We start from the raw sequence: 15,796 nt of genomic DNA, 5'->3' as shown, positions 1-15,796 counted from the left end.
GGCAAGGAGGTCAGCCCGCGAGCGGTACCGCGGGTGTCACCGCCGGCCGGACGGCTCGAACCACGTGGGGCCGTCCGCCTGCGCCTGCTTGATGCGGGAGAGCGAGAACTCGTGCAGGTCCGGCAGCGCGTCCACGTCGAACCACGCCACTTCGAGCGACTCGTCGTCGTTGACGCGCGCCTCGCCGCCGACGGCACGGCAGCGCAGGGTGATGTCCATGTACTGGCATGTGTCGCCGTTGGGGTAGGTGACCGGTTCGAGCGCCTGCACCAGAACGACGCGTTCGGGTACGCAGTGCACGGCCGTCTCCTCGTACACCTCGCGCACCGCGCACTCGGCGGGCTGCTCCCCCGGGTCGGGGATCCCGCCGATCACCGACCACCTGCCGTTGTCGGAGCGCCGTCCGAGCAGCACTCTTCCCTCGTCGTCGAAGACGATGGCGGTGACACCGGGGAGCCAGAGCAGCTGCTGGCCCGCGTCGGCCCGGATGGCGCGGATGAAATCAGGAGTAGCCATGGTCCGACCCTAGCGGCGTCCCGCCGCCGTCCTTGCCGCCCTTGCCGCCCAGCCGAGCCCGCCGACGGCGATCAGCACCAGGACGCCCTCGGGCAGCACGCCGAGGCGGGTGGCCGGGGTCTGCGACGAGCGCAGCGGCACCTCCTCGACGAGCGAGTCGGCGGTGAACCACTTCGTCTTCGCCTTCACCGTGCCGTCCGGCATGATCACCGCGCTGACGCCGCTGGTGACCGGGACGGCGACGGCGCGGCTGTGTTCGACCGCGCGGACGCGGGACATGGCGAGCTGCTGGTACGTCATCTCGCTGCGGTCGAACGTGGCGTTGTTGCTGGGCACCGAGATGATCTGGGCGCCGTTGGTCACGGTGTCGCGTACGGCCCAGTCGAACGCGGCCTCGTAGCAGGTCGCGAGGCCCACCTTGGTGCCCGCCATGGTGAAGACGCCGGGCCGGGAGCCGCGGCTGAAGTCCTGGCGGACCATGTCGACGTCGCTGCTGAAGACGCTGATGAGGCCCCGCAGCGGGATGTACTCGCCGAAGGGCTGGATCTGCCGCTTGTCGTAGGTGTCGGTGGGGCCCTTCTCCGGGTCCCAGAGGATCTGCTCGTTGTACAGCTTGCCGTCCCGCGTCTCGACGACGCCGCCCACGGAGAGCGGCACCCCGATCGCCTTGACGGCGCCCTCGATGACCCGCCGCGCGTCGGGGTTGGTGAACGGGTCGATGTCGGAGGAGTTCTCCGGCCACAGCACCAGGTCCGGGCGCTCGACCTTGCCCGCCTTCACCTCGGCGGCCAGGTGTTCGGTCTCCCGCACGTGGTGGTCGAGGACGGCGCGGCGCTGGGCGTTGAAGCCGAGGCCCGCGCGTGGGACGTTGCCCTGGATCGCGGCGATGGTCGCCGTGCCGTCCTGTGCCTCGTCGCTGACGAGCGGACGCGCGGCGAAGACCCCGAGGAGCGGGACGAGCACGCTGAGCACGGCCGCGGCCGCCGCACCGCGCCGCAGGACGCGCGTATCGCGTACGTAAAGGACCTGACGCACGATCTCGAACAGCCCGAAGCCGCACAGGACGACGGCGAAGCCGAGCACGGGGGTGCCGCCGAGCGCGGCGAGCGGCAGGAAGACGCCGTCCGCCTGGCCGAAGGCGATCTTCCCCCAGGGGAATCCGCTGAAGGGCACACGCGCGCGTGCCGCCTCGCCCGCGATCCACAGGGCCGCCGCCCAGAGCGGGTATCCGGGCAGCCGGGAGACGGCCGCGATGCCCGCGCCCACCAGGGCGACGAAGACGGCCTCGACGGCGGCGAGCGCCAGCCACGGGCCGGGGCCCACCTCGACGCCGGTCCACACCAGGAGCGGCAGCAGGAAGCCGAGGCCGAAGAGGTAGCCGAGGCCGAGGCCCGCCTTCCAGGTGCGGCCGTGCAGTGACCAGGCGAGGACGGCGAAGGCCGGGAGCGCCAGCCACCACAGCGTGCGGGGCGGGAAGCTGACGTAGAGCAGCACTCCGGAGAGGGCCGCCGCGGCGGCGGGCACGAGCCGTCGCAGGACGCGCTCGGCGCGGGAGGCCCGCACGGGCTGCGGATCGAGCTGGTCCGGCTCGTCTACGGGAGTGGTGGTGGCGGTCACCCGGGGAGTCTACGGCGCGTCACCTGGGCGCCGACAGCTCGGCCGGGGGGCGCCCCCGCCGTATCGTTCCCGCGCGACCGGTGCCATGGCGGGGCGTCGGCCGTTAGCGTGTGGCCGAGTCCCTGACGCACGCCCGGCGCACGCCACCGCGGGCCGGTCCGCGCCGTCCGGGGCCGGCGGATACCGGGGGGCGACGGGGTGGGGTCAACGGGTGCGGCCGCGACGGCCGGTCCGGCGGGGGCGCGCGATCGGCGGGGCGCCTCCGACGCGGCGGGCGCGGCGCTGCTCGGCGCGTGTGCCGCCTGGGCGCTGATCACCGCGACACTGCACGGCGGGAGCCCGGAGGGGCTGCTCCTCGCGGTCCTCGCCGTGGCCGCGGGGTACGCGGGCGGGCGCATCTGCGGGACGCTGCTGCCGGTGGCCGCCCCGTGTGCGGGGGCGCTCGCGGGGCTCTGGCTCGCGGCGTGGGCGCCCCGTCTCACGATCGGCCCTTCCTCACCCCTCGGCCACGCCGGTGCGACGGCGGGGCTGCTGGTCCTGTCGGCGGGCGCGGCCTGCTGTGCGGCGTGGGCGGCCCGGACGGCGGCGGCGCGCGTCGCCCTGCGGGTGCTCGCCGCGGGGATCGCCGGTGCCGCGGCGGCACTGGGTTCGCCCGCCGCCTTCGCCGGGTGCGCCGGGGTGCTGCTCTGCTCGCTGGCGGCGGCCCGGACCCGGTGCAGGGGCCTTGGCCTCGCGGGGCTCGCGGCCGCGACGGCGCTGATCACGGGCGCGTCCCTGGCGGTGGCCGACGACATGCTGCCGGACGGTCTGGCGGCTTCCCTGGAGGGCCGGCTCGGCCGGCAGCGCGTACTGCTGTGGCGGGACGCGCTCGGCCTCGCGGAGCGGGAGCCCGCCATGGGCGTGGGCCCCGGGCGCTTCGGCGAGGTCAGCCCGATCGTCACGCGGCATCTCCTGACGGACGGGAAGCCGCATTCGGCGCCGTTGCAGCAGGCGTCGGAGCAGGGACTGGTAGGGGTGGCGCTGCTGGCGGCGGTGTTCTGCTGGCTCCTCTACGCACTGTGGCGTTCGCCGCGCTCCACGCAGGTCGTGCTGTCGGCGGGCGCGGCGCTGACGGCGCTGACGGCCGTGGCGACGGTGGGCAACGCGCTCAGCGTGACGGCGGTGACGACGGGCGCGGGCCTGCTGGCGGGCATCGCGACGGCTCGCCCTCTCCACGACGAGCCTCCGGACGGCGCTCTTCCACAGCGCCGCCGATGAGGGCTGTGCCGGTGATGACGCCCCAGGCGAGTCAGAGCGCCTTGCCCCGGTGCTTCAGCCGGTACCGGATCGCGCGGACCGCGGACTCGGCGTCGTCCACGGTCACCGTGAACTTGTGGCCGTCGCCGAGGCTGATCACCACGCCCTCGCCGCGCCGGACCACGACGGCCGTGCCCTTCTCGGGCCGCCAGCGGTAGCCCCAGCCGCCCCACTGCCGGGGCGTGACGGTCGGGGCGAAATCCGCGCCGACGACGTGGGAGAGCGGGATGTGGCGGCGCGGCAGGCCCAGATGCCCGCAGCGCACCTCAAGGAAGTCCTTGTCGATCTTCACGGCCACATGGACGAAGGCGAGGGTCCCGAAGAGCATCAGGAGACCTACGGCGATGCAGCCCACGACGGACATCACCAAGGGCGCGATGCCCGAGGTCCACATGGAGCCGACCGCAAGCTCGATGCCCAGCGCCAGGCAGGCGGCGCCCGCGCAAGCCAGCAGCCACTGGACGCGGTTGGTCGCGCGGCCGGTCCAGACTTCGGGCTGCCCTTCGGCCGCGGCTCGCTCGCCGTGCTCGTCATGAGCGGCTGGGTCCCTCATGTCTCCGAGACTACTCACGTTCCGCCGCGAAGGCACGGCGTCACGAAGAGTGACCTTCCGGTCCGCGGAACCCCCTGGAACCCCCTGGAACCCCCTGGAACCCCCTGGAACCCCCCGGAAATCAGAGCGCGGGGCTGACCGCCGCGAGCATGCGCCCCTCCGCGTACGCGAGCGCCGCCCCCGGCAGCCGCTCCTCGCGCCCGCTGAGCAGCACGGTGAGAGTGGGCGCCACGGCGTCGTGGGCGGCGCCGGGACGTGCGCCGATCCTGCGCAGCGCCTGGGCGGCGACGGCACCGGCCGAGCCGTGCAGGACGAGGGGCGGCAGATGCGGCTGCTGAACGGCGGCGCGGATGCGTTCGGCCACCAGCTCGTAATGGGTGCAGCCAAGGACGACGGCCCTTACATCGGGCGGGGTGATGGCAGCGGCGGCGGCGATCGTCTCGTCGATGGCCTTCTCGTCCGCGTACTGCACGGCGTCGGCGAGGCCCGGACAGGGCACCTCGGTGACGGGGACGTCACCGGCGAACTGCTCGATGAGGCCGCGCTGGTAGGGGCTCCCGGTGGTGGCGGGCGTGGCCCAGATGGCGACGGGTCCGACGCCCGCGGCGGCGGGCTTGATGGCCGGCACGGTCCCGATGACCGGGATCTCGGGTTCCAGGGCGGCCCGCAGCGCGGGCAGGGCGTGCACGGAAGCGGTGTTGCAGGCCACGATCAGCGCGTCGGGCCGGTGCGCGGCGGCGGCCTCGGCGACGGCGAGGGCCCGCCCGGTGAGGTCCTCCGGAGTACGCGGCCCCCACGGCATCCCGTCCGGGTCCGAGGAGAGCACGAGATCGGCGTCGGGCCGCAGGCGACGCACCACGGCCGCCGCGGCGAGCAGTCCGATACCGGAGTCCATGAGGGCGATCTTCACCCGGTCACCATAGTCGATGCTCCCCACAGCGACCGTCCCGTGGGGCAGACTTCGACGGATGAGCGCCGTTGCGTGGATCGCCGCCGGATCGCTTGCCGCGTGGCTGTGGCTGCTGTTGGGGCAGGGCTTCTTCTGGCGTACGGACGTGCGTCTCCCACCGCGCACGGACCCCGAGCACTGGCCGTCGGTCTGCGTCGTCGTACCCGCCAGGGACGAGGCCGACATGCTGCCGAAGAGCCTTCCGTCGCTGCTCGCGCAGGACTATCCGGGGCGGGCCGAGGTCTTCCTTGTCGACGACGGCAGCTCGGACGGCACGGGCGAGCTGGCCCGCGCGCTGGCCGAGCGGCACGGCGGTCTGCCGCTGACCGTCGGCTCCCCCGGCGAACCGCCCCCCGGGTGGACGGGCAAGCTCTGGGCGATGCGCCATGGCATCGGCCTCGCCCGCGCGCGGGAGCCTCAGTATCTGCTCCTGACCGACGCGGACATCGCCCATGAACCGGACACCCTGCGGGATCTGGTGGCCGCCGCGCACGCGGGCGGCTTCGACCTCGTGTCCCAGATGGCCCGGCTGCGGGTGCGGAGCGCGTGGGAGCGCCTGGTGGTCCCGGCGTTCGTCTACTTCTTCGCGCAGCTCTACCCCTTCCGCCGGATCGCGCGGAAGGGGGCGCGGACGTCCGCCGCGGCGGGCGGCTGCGTCCTGCTGCGCGCCGACGCCGCCGAGCGGGCACGGATCCCCGACGCCATCCGGCACGCGGTGATCGACGATGTCGCGCTCGCGCGGGCCGTGCGGCGCTCCGGCGGCCACATCTGGCTCGGGCTCGCCGAGCGCGTCGACAGCGTGCGCCCCTACCCGCGCCTCGCGGACCTGTGGCGCATGGTCTCGCGCAGCGCGTACGCCCAGCTGCGGCACAACCCGCTCCTGCTCATCGGCACGGTCGCCGGACTGGTGCTCGTGTACCTCGCTCCGCCGGTCTGTCTGGTCGCGGGTCTCGCCATGGGCAGCCCGGCCGCCGTGGCGGTCGCGGGCCTGGCGTGGCTGGTGATGACCGGGACGTACCTGCCGATGCTCCGCTACTACCGGCAGCCGCTGTGGCTCGCCCCCCTGCTGCCCGGTACGGCCTTCCTGTACCTCCTGATGACCGTCGACTCGGCGGTCCAGCACTACAGGGGGCGGGGCGCGGCGTGGAAGGGACGTACGTACGCGCGTCCGGACACCGCTACGGAACCCGCCACCAAGCCCGCCACGGAGCCCGCGCCGGAGCAGCGGTGAGCGGTCACTTCCTGCCCGGCGTCCAGTTCATGCCCCAGCCGTAGGCGTGGTCGATGGTGCGCTGCGGGCTGACGCCGCGCTCGGGCACGAGGTAGCGGGCCTCCCGCTGGACGACGAGGTCGCCGCCGTTGTTGGTGAGGAGGGCCAGCGCGCACACCGTCGAAGGGACCGTGCACTCGTCGAGCGAGAAGTCGACCGCGGCGCCGTGCTGCGGCTGGAGCGTGACCGTGGCGTTGAGGTCGGCGAAGCTGCGCGCGCCCTCGTAGATGGTCACGAAGATGACGATGCGGCGGAAGTCCTTGATGTGGTCGAGGTTGATGGTGAGGTTCTCACCGCTGTCGACCGCGCCGGTACGGTCGTCGCCGTCGAGCAGCATGTACGGCGGCTGGTGCAGCGCCCCGAAGGCGTTGCCGAGGGCCTGGACGACTCCTTTGCGGCCGTCGGCGAGTTCGTAGAGCGCGCAGAGGTCCAGATCGAGGTCGGCGTGCAGGGCGACGGCTCTGCTGAGCTTCGCGCCCCATCCCTTGAACTGCTTGCGCATCTGCCAGTTGAGGTTCACGCGCATGCCGCCCGAGGTGCCGCCCTGTTTCGTCAGTGAGACCGACGGGGCATCCTTCGTCAGGGTGACCTTGGCCAGGCGCACGGGCTCGGCCGGGGCGGGGGCGGGAGGTGCGGAGGCAGGCGCGGGAGGCGTCGCGGCGGGCGCGGGCGAGGCCACTGAGGGTGCGGGCGAGGCCGCGGGGCGCGCCACCTGTTGTGGCTCGTCCACCGTGATCCCGTAATCCGTCGCGAGGCCTTCCAGCCCGGCGCCGTACCCCTGGCCGACGGCGCGGAACTTCCAGGCGCCCTGGCGCCGGTAGAGCTCCCCGAGGACGAAGGCCCTCTCCACGGTCGCGTCCGCGCTGTCGTAGCGCGCGAGTTCGGCGCCGCTCGACGCGTCAAGCACACGGATGTACAGGCCGGGGACCTGCCCGAACGTGCCGCCGTCGGCCGACGCCACGAGCACCACGGTCTCGATCGCGGGCTCCACGCGCGCGAGGTCGACCGTCAGCACATCGCGCACACCACCGTCAACACGCTGCTTGCCCTCGTACCGCACCGCTCCGGAGGAGTGCGCCGGCTGGTTGTAAAAGACGAAGTCCGCGTCCGAGCGCACCTTTCCGGAAGAGGCCAACAACAGCGCGGACGCGTCGGCGTCGGGCAGTCCCGCGCCGGAACGCCACCCCAATTCGACCCGTACCACGGGTGCCGGTACGGGAACATTCGATCCTTTAGGCATTGTCATGTCCGCCCCCATCGCAAGTCGCCGCGTCCGGCGGAGCCGCCGAAGAGCCGTCGATTCCGTTCGCGGCCAACCTATTACCCGGATCACCGGGAGGCCCACGCACCGCGCCCCACGGGCCTTCCGGCCCCTACCACGGCCGACCGGGGGTAACCCGCCGAGAGCTCGGCCTTTACACGATCCGTACGCCGTTCGACGACCGATTTTCCCAAGTTCGCTCGCATTGGGGATCGATCGCCACTGGCGACACGTAAAACAACCCTCTTATCGGTCTCCCCAACCAGCACATCAAGGGCTTAACTTATGGAGCATGACCTCCCCCCGCTCCACCTATGGCGGCGGTTACTACTCCGCGCCGTCCTTCACGGACACTCCGATCTACGACTCCCTCGTCGCAGAGCGGGGCACTCCTCAGATCGCCCCGATTCGGGTCCCTTCCGCGTACGACACGGGCAGCCATCTGCCCGCACTCCCGGCCGCGCTGCCCGCCCTGCCGGCCGCCCCTTCCCACCACAACCCGGTGTACGGCTACCCGCAGGCCCAGCAGCCCGCCCCGCTGCAGCAGCCGCACACGCCGTACATCCCGCAGCAGGCCGCGGGCCCGCGCGGGTACCCGGGCGCCCAGCCCCAGCGGCCGGCCACCGGCACGGGGTACGAGGCGATGCGCCCCGCGGCGCCCCGTCCCGCCCCCGCGCCGTACGAGGATCCGTACAACCGCCCCTATCGCGGGTACTGATCGCCTGGCGCGGACGCCGTTCGCCTGGGGGCATCACTGTCAGTGGCTGCTGGCAGGATGTCCTCATGTCGAATCCAGCACTGCGGTCGATCCACGTCCACCCGCTCAAGGCGGCCCGGGGGCTCGCTCCTCGTGAGGCCGCCGTGGAGCCCTGGGGACTCGCGGGTGACCGACGGTGGATGCTGGTCGACCAGGACGGCCGGTTCGTCTCCCAACGGCCGCATCCGCGCATGGCCCTGACCGCCGCCGAGCTTCTGCCCGGCGGCGGCCTTCGCGTGTCCGCGCCCGGCCGAAAGGCCCTGACGGTCGCGGTGCCCGAGCCCGTCGGGACGATGACGGCGGAGATCCGGCGGGACAAGGTCGAGGGAGTGCCCGCGAGCGCCGAAGCGCACGCCTGGTTCAGCGCCTACCTCGACACGGACGTGACCCTCCTTCACCTCGACGAGCCCGAGAAGAGCCGTCCCCTCGACCCCGCGTACGCCGAGGAGGGCGAGACGGTCAGCTTTGCGGACGGCTTTCCGCTGCTGCTCACCACGCTCTCCTCGCTCGACGCCCTCAACTCCCTGATCGCCCAGGGAGACCACGCGGACGAGGGCCCGCTGCCGATGGACCGCTTCCGGCCCAACGTCGTCGTGGACGGCACCCCGCCCTGGGCCGAGGACGGCTGGAAGCGCGTGGCCATAGGTGACGTCACCTTCCGCGTCGCCAAGAAGTGCGGGCGCTGCGTCGTGACGACCACCGACCAGAACACGGCGGAGCGCGGCAAGGAGCCGCTGCGCACGCTCGCCCGCCACCGCCGCTTCGGCGACCAGCTCGTCTTCGGGCAGAACCTGGTGCCTGAATCGACCGGGACCATCCGCCTCGGTGACGCGTTCAGGATCCTCGAATGATCGGCGTCCGGATGGGGAACCCGGTGGCGGAGCACGCACGTTGGGCTTCGTGGACGCGCCGGGAATCGCCACCCGCGTGTGGGCCGTGCCGTTCCTGGTCGTGACGGACGCGGAAAGGGGTGCAGGGCTGTGCGAGCAGTCGTCGGGCTCTGGCGCTGGCGGCACAATCCGCTGCGCCGCGGCACCGACGTCGTGGAGGCCTGGGTGGCCCTCGCCGCCCTGGTGCTGATCGTCGTCGCCGCCCCCGTCATCGGCACGCTCACCACCGGCCTGACGCGGGACGCCCTCCTGGCCTCGGTGCGGGAGCAGCGCGAGGACCGCCACGCGGTCGTCGGCACGGTCCTGCGGAAGGTCTCCTCTCCCCCGCTCGACCCGGACCCCGAGACCGCGTCTGCGCGCGACGCCCACAGCCGGGTCCTCGCGCGCTGGACGGCACCGGACGGCACCGACCGCTCCGGAGCCGTCGTGGCCAGGCTCGGCGCCCCGGGCCCCGGCGACCGCTTCAGGCTGTGGACAGACGAGGGCGGCCGGGTCGTCGGCCGCCCGCTGGACACCGCGACGGCGACCACGCACGCGGCGCTCGCCGGATTCGGCGCGGCCGCGGCGAGCGCCGCCCTCATCGAGGGCACCCGCAGGCTGATTCTCTGGCGCATCGTGCGCGGGCGTCACGCCCGGCTGGACCGGGCCTGGGCCAAGGCGGGCCCCGACTGGGGCAGGACCGGCACCGGCTCCTGACCCGGCCCCGTGGCCGGGCCGCGCGGCCGGGAGCCTGGCGATCGGGTCAACTCGCCCTGCCCACGCGCGCTACGGTGGACCGGCCGAACTCCTCGGCTCCTTGCGCAGCGAAGCGGCACATCGGCGCAGGGTCCCGCGTACGACCAGGTGGGGGCAGAGCAACTCCATGGCACAGGGCACGGTCCAGGTGACGCACACCGGCACGTCGCGGTGGCGGCGCCGCACCGGCGAATACGCATCGCTCGCCGCCGCCTTGGAGGCCGCGAGCGACGGCGACATACTGACCGTCGCCGCCGGCACCTACCGCGAGAACCTCGTCGTCGAGCGCGCGGTGACCCTGCGCGGCCCCGACGGCTCGGCGGGCTCCGTGCGCATCGCGCCGTCCGACGGAGTGCCGCTCACGGTGCGCGCCTCCGCCGTCGTCCAGGACCTGCACGTCGAGGGCCAGGACTCGTCCGCGCCCGCGCTGCTCGTCGAGGACGGCGCCCCCGAGCTGACCGGCATCCGTGTCGTGACCCGCTCCGCGGCCGGCATAGAGGTCCGCGGCGGCGCCCGTCCCACGGTGCGCCGCTGCACCGTCGACAACCCCGGCGGCATCGGTATCGCGGTGGTCGACGGCGGCGGCGGTGTCTTCGAGGAGTGCGAGATCGTCGCGGCGGGTCAGTCCGGCGTCGTGGTGCGCGGCGGCGCGCACCCCCGTCTGGAGCGCTGCCGGGTGCACCACGCCTCGGGCGCCGGGCTGTCGGTGACCGGCGAGCACACCGGCCTGGAGGCCATCGGCTGCGAGGTGTACGAGGTCAAGGGCTCGGGCGTGCAGGTCACCGGGCGGGCCGCGGCGCATCTGACCGACTGCGACGTGCACCGCACCACCTCCGACGGCGTCACGCTCGACACGGACGCCGTGCTGACCCTGGCGGACTGCCGCATCCACGACATCCCGGAGAACGCGATCGATCTGCGCTCGCGTTCCGTGCTCACGCTGACCCGCTCCACGGTCCGCCGGTTCGGGCGCAACGGCCTGTCGGTGTGGGACCCGGGCACGCGCGTGGACGCCAACCAGTGCGAGATCCAGGAGAGTACCGGCGACTATCCGGCGGTCTGGGTCAGTGACGGGGCGACGGTCGTCCTGGAGTCGTGCCGGGTGCGGGACGTGCCGGACGCGCTGTTCGTCCTGGACCGCGGCTCGCGCGCCGACGTCGTCGACAGCGACCTCACCCAAGTGCGCAACACGGCGGTGTCGGTGAGCGACGGCGCGACGGCGCAGCTCGACGACTGCCGCATCCGCGAGGCCGCCACGGGCGCGTGGTTCCGCGACCACGGCAGCGGCGGCACCCTCGCCAACTGCACGATCGACGCCGTCCAGACGGGCGTGATCGTCACCAAGGGCGCGGACCCCACCATCGAGCGCTGCACGGTCACCTCGCCCGCCGAGGCCGGTTTCTACGTCTCCGCGGGCGGCCGGGGCAGCTTCCACGGCTGCCGTGTCGGCGACAGCGACGGCTACGGCTTCCACGTCATCGACGGCTGCCGTACGACGCTGAAGAAGTGCCGCACGGAGCGGTGCGCGCGCGGCGGCTTCGAGTTCTCGGAGGAGGGCCCGCTGGTCGAGGAGTGCGCGAGCGACGAGAGCGGCGGCCCGCGCACCCCGGTGGCGGCGCCCGAGCCGCCCGCCGCGCAGACGGCCACGCAGAACGTCGGGCTGCTCGGCTCCGTCCCCGTCCAGCAGGCCCTGCGGCCGACGGGAGCCGAGAAGACCGCCCGCGCCTCCAAGGAGGTCCTCGGCGAACTGGACACCCTGGTCGGCCTCGACAGCGTCAAGCGCGAGGTGCGCGCTCTCACCGACATGATCGAGGTGGGCCGCCGCAGGCAGCAGGCCGGTCTGAAGGCCGCCTCCGTCCGCCGCCACCTGGTCTTCACCGGCTCGCCGGGCACGGGCAAGACGACCGTCGCGCGTCTCTACGGCGAGATCCTGGCCTCGCTCGGCGTCCTGGAGAGCGGCCACCTCGTCGAGGTCTCGCGCGTCGACCTGGTCGGCGAGCACATCGGTTCGACGGCGATCCGCACCCAGGAGGCCTTCGACCGGGCGCGCGGCGGTGTGCTGTTCATCGACGAGGCGTACGCGCTCTCCCCCGAGGACTCCGGGCGCGACTTCGGCCGTGAGGCCATCGACACGCTCGTGAAGCTGATGGAGGACCACCGCGAGGCCGTCGTGGTGATCGTCGCGGGCTATACGGCGGAGATGCGGCGCTTCCTCTCCGTCAACCCGGGTGTGGCGTCCCGCTTCTCGCGGACCATCACCTTCAGCGACTACGTTCCCGAGGAGTTGCTGCGGATCGTGGAGCAGCAGGCCGAGGAGCACGAGTACCGCCTGGGCACGGGGGCCGGCGAGGCGCTCCTGAAGTACTTCACGGCGCTCCCGAAGGGTCCCGCGTTCGGCAACGGCCGCACCGCGCGGCAGACGTTCGAGGCGATGGTGGAGCGGCACGCGGGCCGGGTCGCCCAGCTCCCCGAGCCGAGCACGGACGACCTCACCCTGCTGTATCCGGAGGATCTGCCGGAGCTGGTGTGACCGCTTCCGCCGCCGCGGGCCTCGGGGACGGCACGACCGCCTTGAGGCGCGCGAGGAGCCGTGCGCGCTCCTCGGCGAACGCGGGGTCCGCCTGGTAGTCGCTGTGGCCGTGGATCGGTGCCGGGAGCGGGTGGGCCTCCGTACGACCGTAGGCGAGGGGGTCCTTGAGGGCGGCGCGGTCGACCTGTGGGCCGCAGTCGCCGCGCAAGCTGATGGGACCCCCTATCGGGTCGGTGGGGCGGTGCAGATTGCGCCAGCAGTCGACCTCGCGGTGCAGGGAGGTGAGCGCCGTCGGGCCGAAGTGGGCGGGGAACCAGCGGCCGTAGAGGCGCTCCAGGGGCGAGCCGTAGGTCAGCAGGGCGACGCGCCTGCGGACCGAGGGGCGCAGCTGCCAGGCGGCCGCCGCCGCGAGGACGCTGCCCTGGGAGTGCCCGGAGATGACGAGGCGGCCGCCCGTGGCGCTGGTGGCGCGGGTCCAGGCGGCCATGCGCCAGGTCAGGTCGGGGACCGCGCGCTCGGCGTAGCAGGGCGGTGCGAAGGGGTGGGCGGCGCGCGGCCAGAACGTACCGACGTCCCAGAGGATGCCGATGGTGCGGCGGGCCGAGGCGTCCTTGTAGGCGCGTCGGCCCCAGGTGACGAACAGTATGAAGCCGAAGCCGATCAGCCAGGAGCCGAGCGCCTGGGACGTCTCCGCGGCGCCCTCCACGACGTCGGGCGCGCCCTGCGCGGCCTTGGCCGGGACCTTCTCCGTCAGCCACGCGCCGGCGAGGGCTCCCGTGCCGAGCAGCAGCGTGACGGCGGAGACGATGCCGACGAGCAGGGGCGCGCGGTCGGTGAGGGCGGCACACGCGCGTGTCCCCGCGATGCGGCGGGTGCGGGCGGTGTCCTCGGGCTCTCCGGGGTAGTCGGCCGCCACCTGCGCCATCTCGCGGCGCTTGCGTTGGAGCGTGCGTACGCCCAACCAGAGGCAGAGCACGGCGGCGACGGCCAGGAGCGGCGGGATGACGGACGCCTGCCAGGTGAGCAGCACGGGCGGTCCGTCGATGGAGCCCTGGGTGCCGTCCAGCCAGTCGGCCACCCGCTGCGCGCCGCCGCCGGACATGACGCCGCCCAGGGCGCAGGACAGCATGGCGACGGCGGGGCCGCCGAGGCCGCGGATGGCGGTGCGCATGTTCGGCGAGGTGCGGTACAGGGAGTGGGCCACCACCGCGAGGGCGATGACCAGGAGGCCCTGGACGAGGGCGATGCCGCCGAAGGTCGCGTCACCCGGCAGCCTGCCCTCGGACCGCCAGCCGGGGCGTGACCAGCCCGCGTACAGCAGGGTCAGGGCGAGCAGGGCCAGCGCGGCCAGGGGAAGCCCGCGCACGAGCGCCCGGTCCAGCTTGCGGTCGAGCCTGTTCTCGCTGCGTCCCCTGCGGCACACCACCCACACGACGAATCCCCCGCCGAGGACGAGCGTGGTGACGAGGGTCCAGCCGATGACGTGGAGGAGCGCGTGGCCTCCGGGGCGCCGGTCATGGCGTGCGGCCGACGCGCCGACCGCGGCGGCGACGGTGAGCAGCCCCGCTGCGGTGTGGGCGGCGCGCAGCCGGGCGACGAGGCGGCGGCCGTACCAGAAGCCGGGCCTGCCGAGCGCGGTGCGGCTCGTCTCCTCCTCCGGGTCCGGCTCGTGTGGCAGCGGCTGCTGGGACTCGTACGCGCTCCACGTGCGGTGGGAGAGGTACCAGAGCAGGCCGGTGAGCGCGGCGGGCAGCAGGCCGGCGAGGGCCAGGCGGCGGCCGGGCTGCGACCACCAGCCGCCGTGCCCCGCGTCGTCGGTGGCGAGGAAGCCGAGCCAGGCGCGGTCGGCGGCGCACTCGGGGGTGCCCGCGCACTGCCAGGCCGTGAGGTCCAGCGCGACCTCGCAGGCCGCGGCGGTGAGCAGCACGGTGAGGGTGAGGCCGATCAGCCGCACCAGGAGGCCGTAGGTGCGCGCGAGCCGTCGGCGGTGGCGCGAGGTGGGGCGCATCCAGTGGGCGAGGTTGACGACCATGAAGGGCAGCAGCAGGAGCCACAGGGCGCGGGAGCCGTTGCCGGAGGTCAGGTTGCACCAGACGTACGCCTCGGGCACCGGTTTGCCGCGGTAGTCGTCGGGGCGCCGCTCCGCGTCGGCGTCCTCGGCGCGGCGGAAGACGGCCGCCGTGTCGTCGCCGGAGATCCGCACGGTGCGCGGGTCGCCGAGCATCTGTTGCGGTGTGGTTCCCCCCACCCCATGGACTAAAAGTTCCAGGGCGGTCTCGTCCTGCGTCACACGCTCCACTGTTCCGCTTCCCCCGACATGTGCGTGGTGAGGTGAGGAACAAGGATCTCGGCTCTCTGCCGTCGGCGCACCCCTCGTCACGCAATCTCCCCTTCCGGGGGGCGTGGACCCGCGAGCGGGTGCCGGCACGGCTGTCGGTGGCACATGCGAGGATGAGGCTGTGCGCCGGTCGGGCGCGGCGGGTGTGACGGGGCAGAAGGGCCGGGCCTGGCGTGAGTGAGAATCAGAACCTTCTCGCCGAGCAGCGCCGTGCCCTGATCCTCGACGAGGTACGCCGCCGGGGCGGGGTCCGGGTCAATGAACTGACGCGGAAGCTCGGCGTCTCCGACATGACGGTCCGCCGCGATCTCGACGCGCTGGCCCGCCAGGGCGTCCTGGAGAAGGTCCACGGCGGCGCGGTGCCGGTCGTCGAGGCGAGCGCGCACGAGCCGGGGTTCGAGGCGAAGTCCGGCCTGGAGCCGACCGCCAAGGAGGACATCGCGCGGACCGCGGCGTCCCTGGTGGCGCCGGGCTCGGCGATCGCGCTGTCCGGCGGCACGACGACGTACGCGCTGGCGCACCGTCTCCTGGACGTGCCGGACCTGACGGTGGTGACGAACTCGGTGCGGGTCGCGGATGTCTTCCACTCCGCGCAGCGCACCTCGGGGCAGCGGCAGGGCTCGGCCACGGTCGTACTGACCGGTGGGGTGCGCACGCCGTCGGACTCGCTGGTCGGGCCGGTCGCGGACCAGGCGATCGCGTCGCTCCACTTCGATGTGCTCTTCCTGGGCGTGCACGGCATATCGCCGGAGGCGGGCCTGTCGACGCCGAATCTGGCGGAGGCGGAGACGAATCGGCGTCTGGTGCAGTCGGCGCGGCGCGTGGTGGTGGTCGCGGACCACACCAAGTGGGGCACGGTGGGCCTGAGTTCGTTCGCCACGCTGTCGCAGGTCGACACGCTGGTGACCGACGCGGGGCTGCCCGCGGAGGCGCGCGCGGAGATCTCCGAGCATCTGAACCGGCTCGTGGTGGCGGGCGAGCGCGAAAGCCGCGACGACGCGGACGCCGACGCTGACGAGGCAGAGGACATGGGGGACGCCGAGGGGACCCGAGTCCCTTAGCGGCCCCGCAGACATCTGACGGG

General features: G+C 73.5%; 13 protein-coding genes. 7 read left to right on the top strand and 6 right to left on the bottom strand.

The genetic code is table 11. The features are described from left to right. Positions 1–36: 36 nt before the first annotated feature. Both ACWDVB_RS12945 and lnt read right to left on the bottom strand, forming a co-directional pair. Positions 37–516, bottom strand: a complete 480-nt coding sequence (locus ACWDVB_RS12945; protein ID WP_451513584.1) for an NUDIX hydrolase — start codon at positions 514–516, stop codon at positions 37–39. Positions 517–525: 9 nt separating this feature from the next. Beyond that, on the bottom strand, positions 526–2,133 hold the full coding sequence (lnt, locus tag ACWDVB_RS12940) for an apolipoprotein N-acyltransferase (RefSeq protein WP_451513585.1): 1,608 nt from the start codon (positions 2,131–2,133) through the stop codon (positions 526–528). Between the two features lie 198 nt (positions 2,134–2,331). On the opposite strand from lnt, the gene ACWDVB_RS12935 reads away from it, so the two are divergent. Then, positions 2,332–3,390 (top strand): O-antigen ligase family protein, encoded by a 1,059-nt coding sequence (locus ACWDVB_RS12935; RefSeq protein ID WP_451513586.1) that lies wholly within the window; start codon positions 2,332–2,334, stop codon positions 3,388–3,390. Positions 3,391–3,421: 31 nt separating this feature from the next. On the opposite strand, the gene ACWDVB_RS12930 is transcribed toward ACWDVB_RS12935, so the two are convergent. Further along, positions 3,422–3,982, bottom strand: a complete 561-nt coding sequence (locus tag ACWDVB_RS12930) for a hypothetical protein (RefSeq protein ID WP_451513587.1) — start codon at positions 3,980–3,982, stop codon at positions 3,422–3,424. A gap of 121 nt (positions 3,983–4,103) precedes the next feature. Next, entirely contained in the window at positions 4,104–4,892 is a 789-nt protein-coding gene (locus ACWDVB_RS12925) for a glutamate racemase (RefSeq protein WP_451513588.1), read from the bottom strand. Between the two features lie 58 nt (positions 4,893–4,950). On the opposite strand from ACWDVB_RS12925, the gene ACWDVB_RS12920 reads away from it, so the two are divergent. Next, the gene (locus tag ACWDVB_RS12920) at positions 4,951–6,162 is read left to right on the top strand and encodes a glycosyltransferase (protein WP_451513589.1); all 1,212 of its coding nucleotides are present in this window, start codon (positions 4,951–4,953) and stop codon (positions 6,160–6,162) included. A 4-nt stretch (positions 6,163–6,166) separates the two neighbouring features. Here ACWDVB_RS12920 and ACWDVB_RS12915 read toward each other — a convergent pair whose 3' ends face one another. Continuing rightward, positions 6,167–7,459 (bottom strand): TerD family protein, encoded by a 1,293-nt coding sequence (locus tag ACWDVB_RS12915; RefSeq protein ID WP_451513590.1) that lies wholly within the window; start codon positions 7,457–7,459, stop codon positions 6,167–6,169. 295 nt (positions 7,460–7,754) lie between these two features. On the opposite strand from ACWDVB_RS12915, the gene ACWDVB_RS12910 reads away from it, so the two are divergent. The 4 genes from ACWDVB_RS12910 to ACWDVB_RS12895 all read left to right on the top strand — a co-directional run bounded on the left by ACWDVB_RS12910 (position 7,755) and on the right by ACWDVB_RS12895 (position 12,374). Beyond that, positions 7,755–8,180 carry a DUF6643 family protein gene (locus tag ACWDVB_RS12910; RefSeq protein WP_451513591.1) on the top strand — a complete coding sequence of 142 codons (426 nt, stop codon included), beginning with the start codon at positions 7,755–7,757 and terminating at the stop codon, positions 8,178–8,180. Positions 8,181–8,245: 65 nt separating this feature from the next. Beyond that, entirely contained in the window at positions 8,246–9,070 is an 825-nt protein-coding gene (locus tag ACWDVB_RS12905) for an MOSC domain-containing protein (protein ID WP_451513592.1), read from the top strand. A gap of 129 nt (positions 9,071–9,199) precedes the next feature. Beyond that, positions 9,200–9,805 (top strand): Rv1733c family protein, encoded by a 606-nt coding sequence (locus ACWDVB_RS12900; RefSeq protein ID WP_451513593.1) that lies wholly within the window; start codon positions 9,200–9,202, stop codon positions 9,803–9,805. A 166-nt stretch (positions 9,806–9,971) separates the two neighbouring features. Continuing rightward, on the top strand, positions 9,972–12,374 hold the full coding sequence (locus ACWDVB_RS12895; protein WP_451513594.1) for a right-handed parallel beta-helix repeat-containing protein: 2,403 nt from the start codon (positions 9,972–9,974) through the stop codon (positions 12,372–12,374). Here ACWDVB_RS12895 and ACWDVB_RS12890 read toward each other — a convergent pair. Continuing rightward, on the bottom strand, positions 12,334–14,673 hold the full coding sequence (locus tag ACWDVB_RS12890; RefSeq protein ID WP_451513595.1) for a hypothetical protein: 2,340 nt from the start codon (positions 14,671–14,673) through the stop codon (positions 12,334–12,336). The genes ACWDVB_RS12895 and ACWDVB_RS12890 overlap by 41 nt on opposite strands. 212 nt (positions 14,674–14,885) lie before the next feature. Between ACWDVB_RS12890 and ACWDVB_RS12885 the strand changes: the two genes are divergently transcribed. Continuing rightward, entirely contained in the window at positions 14,886–15,773 is an 888-nt protein-coding gene (locus ACWDVB_RS12885) for a DeoR/GlpR family DNA-binding transcription regulator (RefSeq protein ID WP_451513596.1), read from the top strand. Positions 15,774–15,796 lie beyond the last annotated feature (23 nt).

The sequence above is a fragment of the Streptomyces sp. NPDC003379 genome (assembly GCF_053589195.1).
Note: the sequence above shows the minus strand (reverse complement) of the source record. Positions and strands in the feature narration are given on the sequence as shown.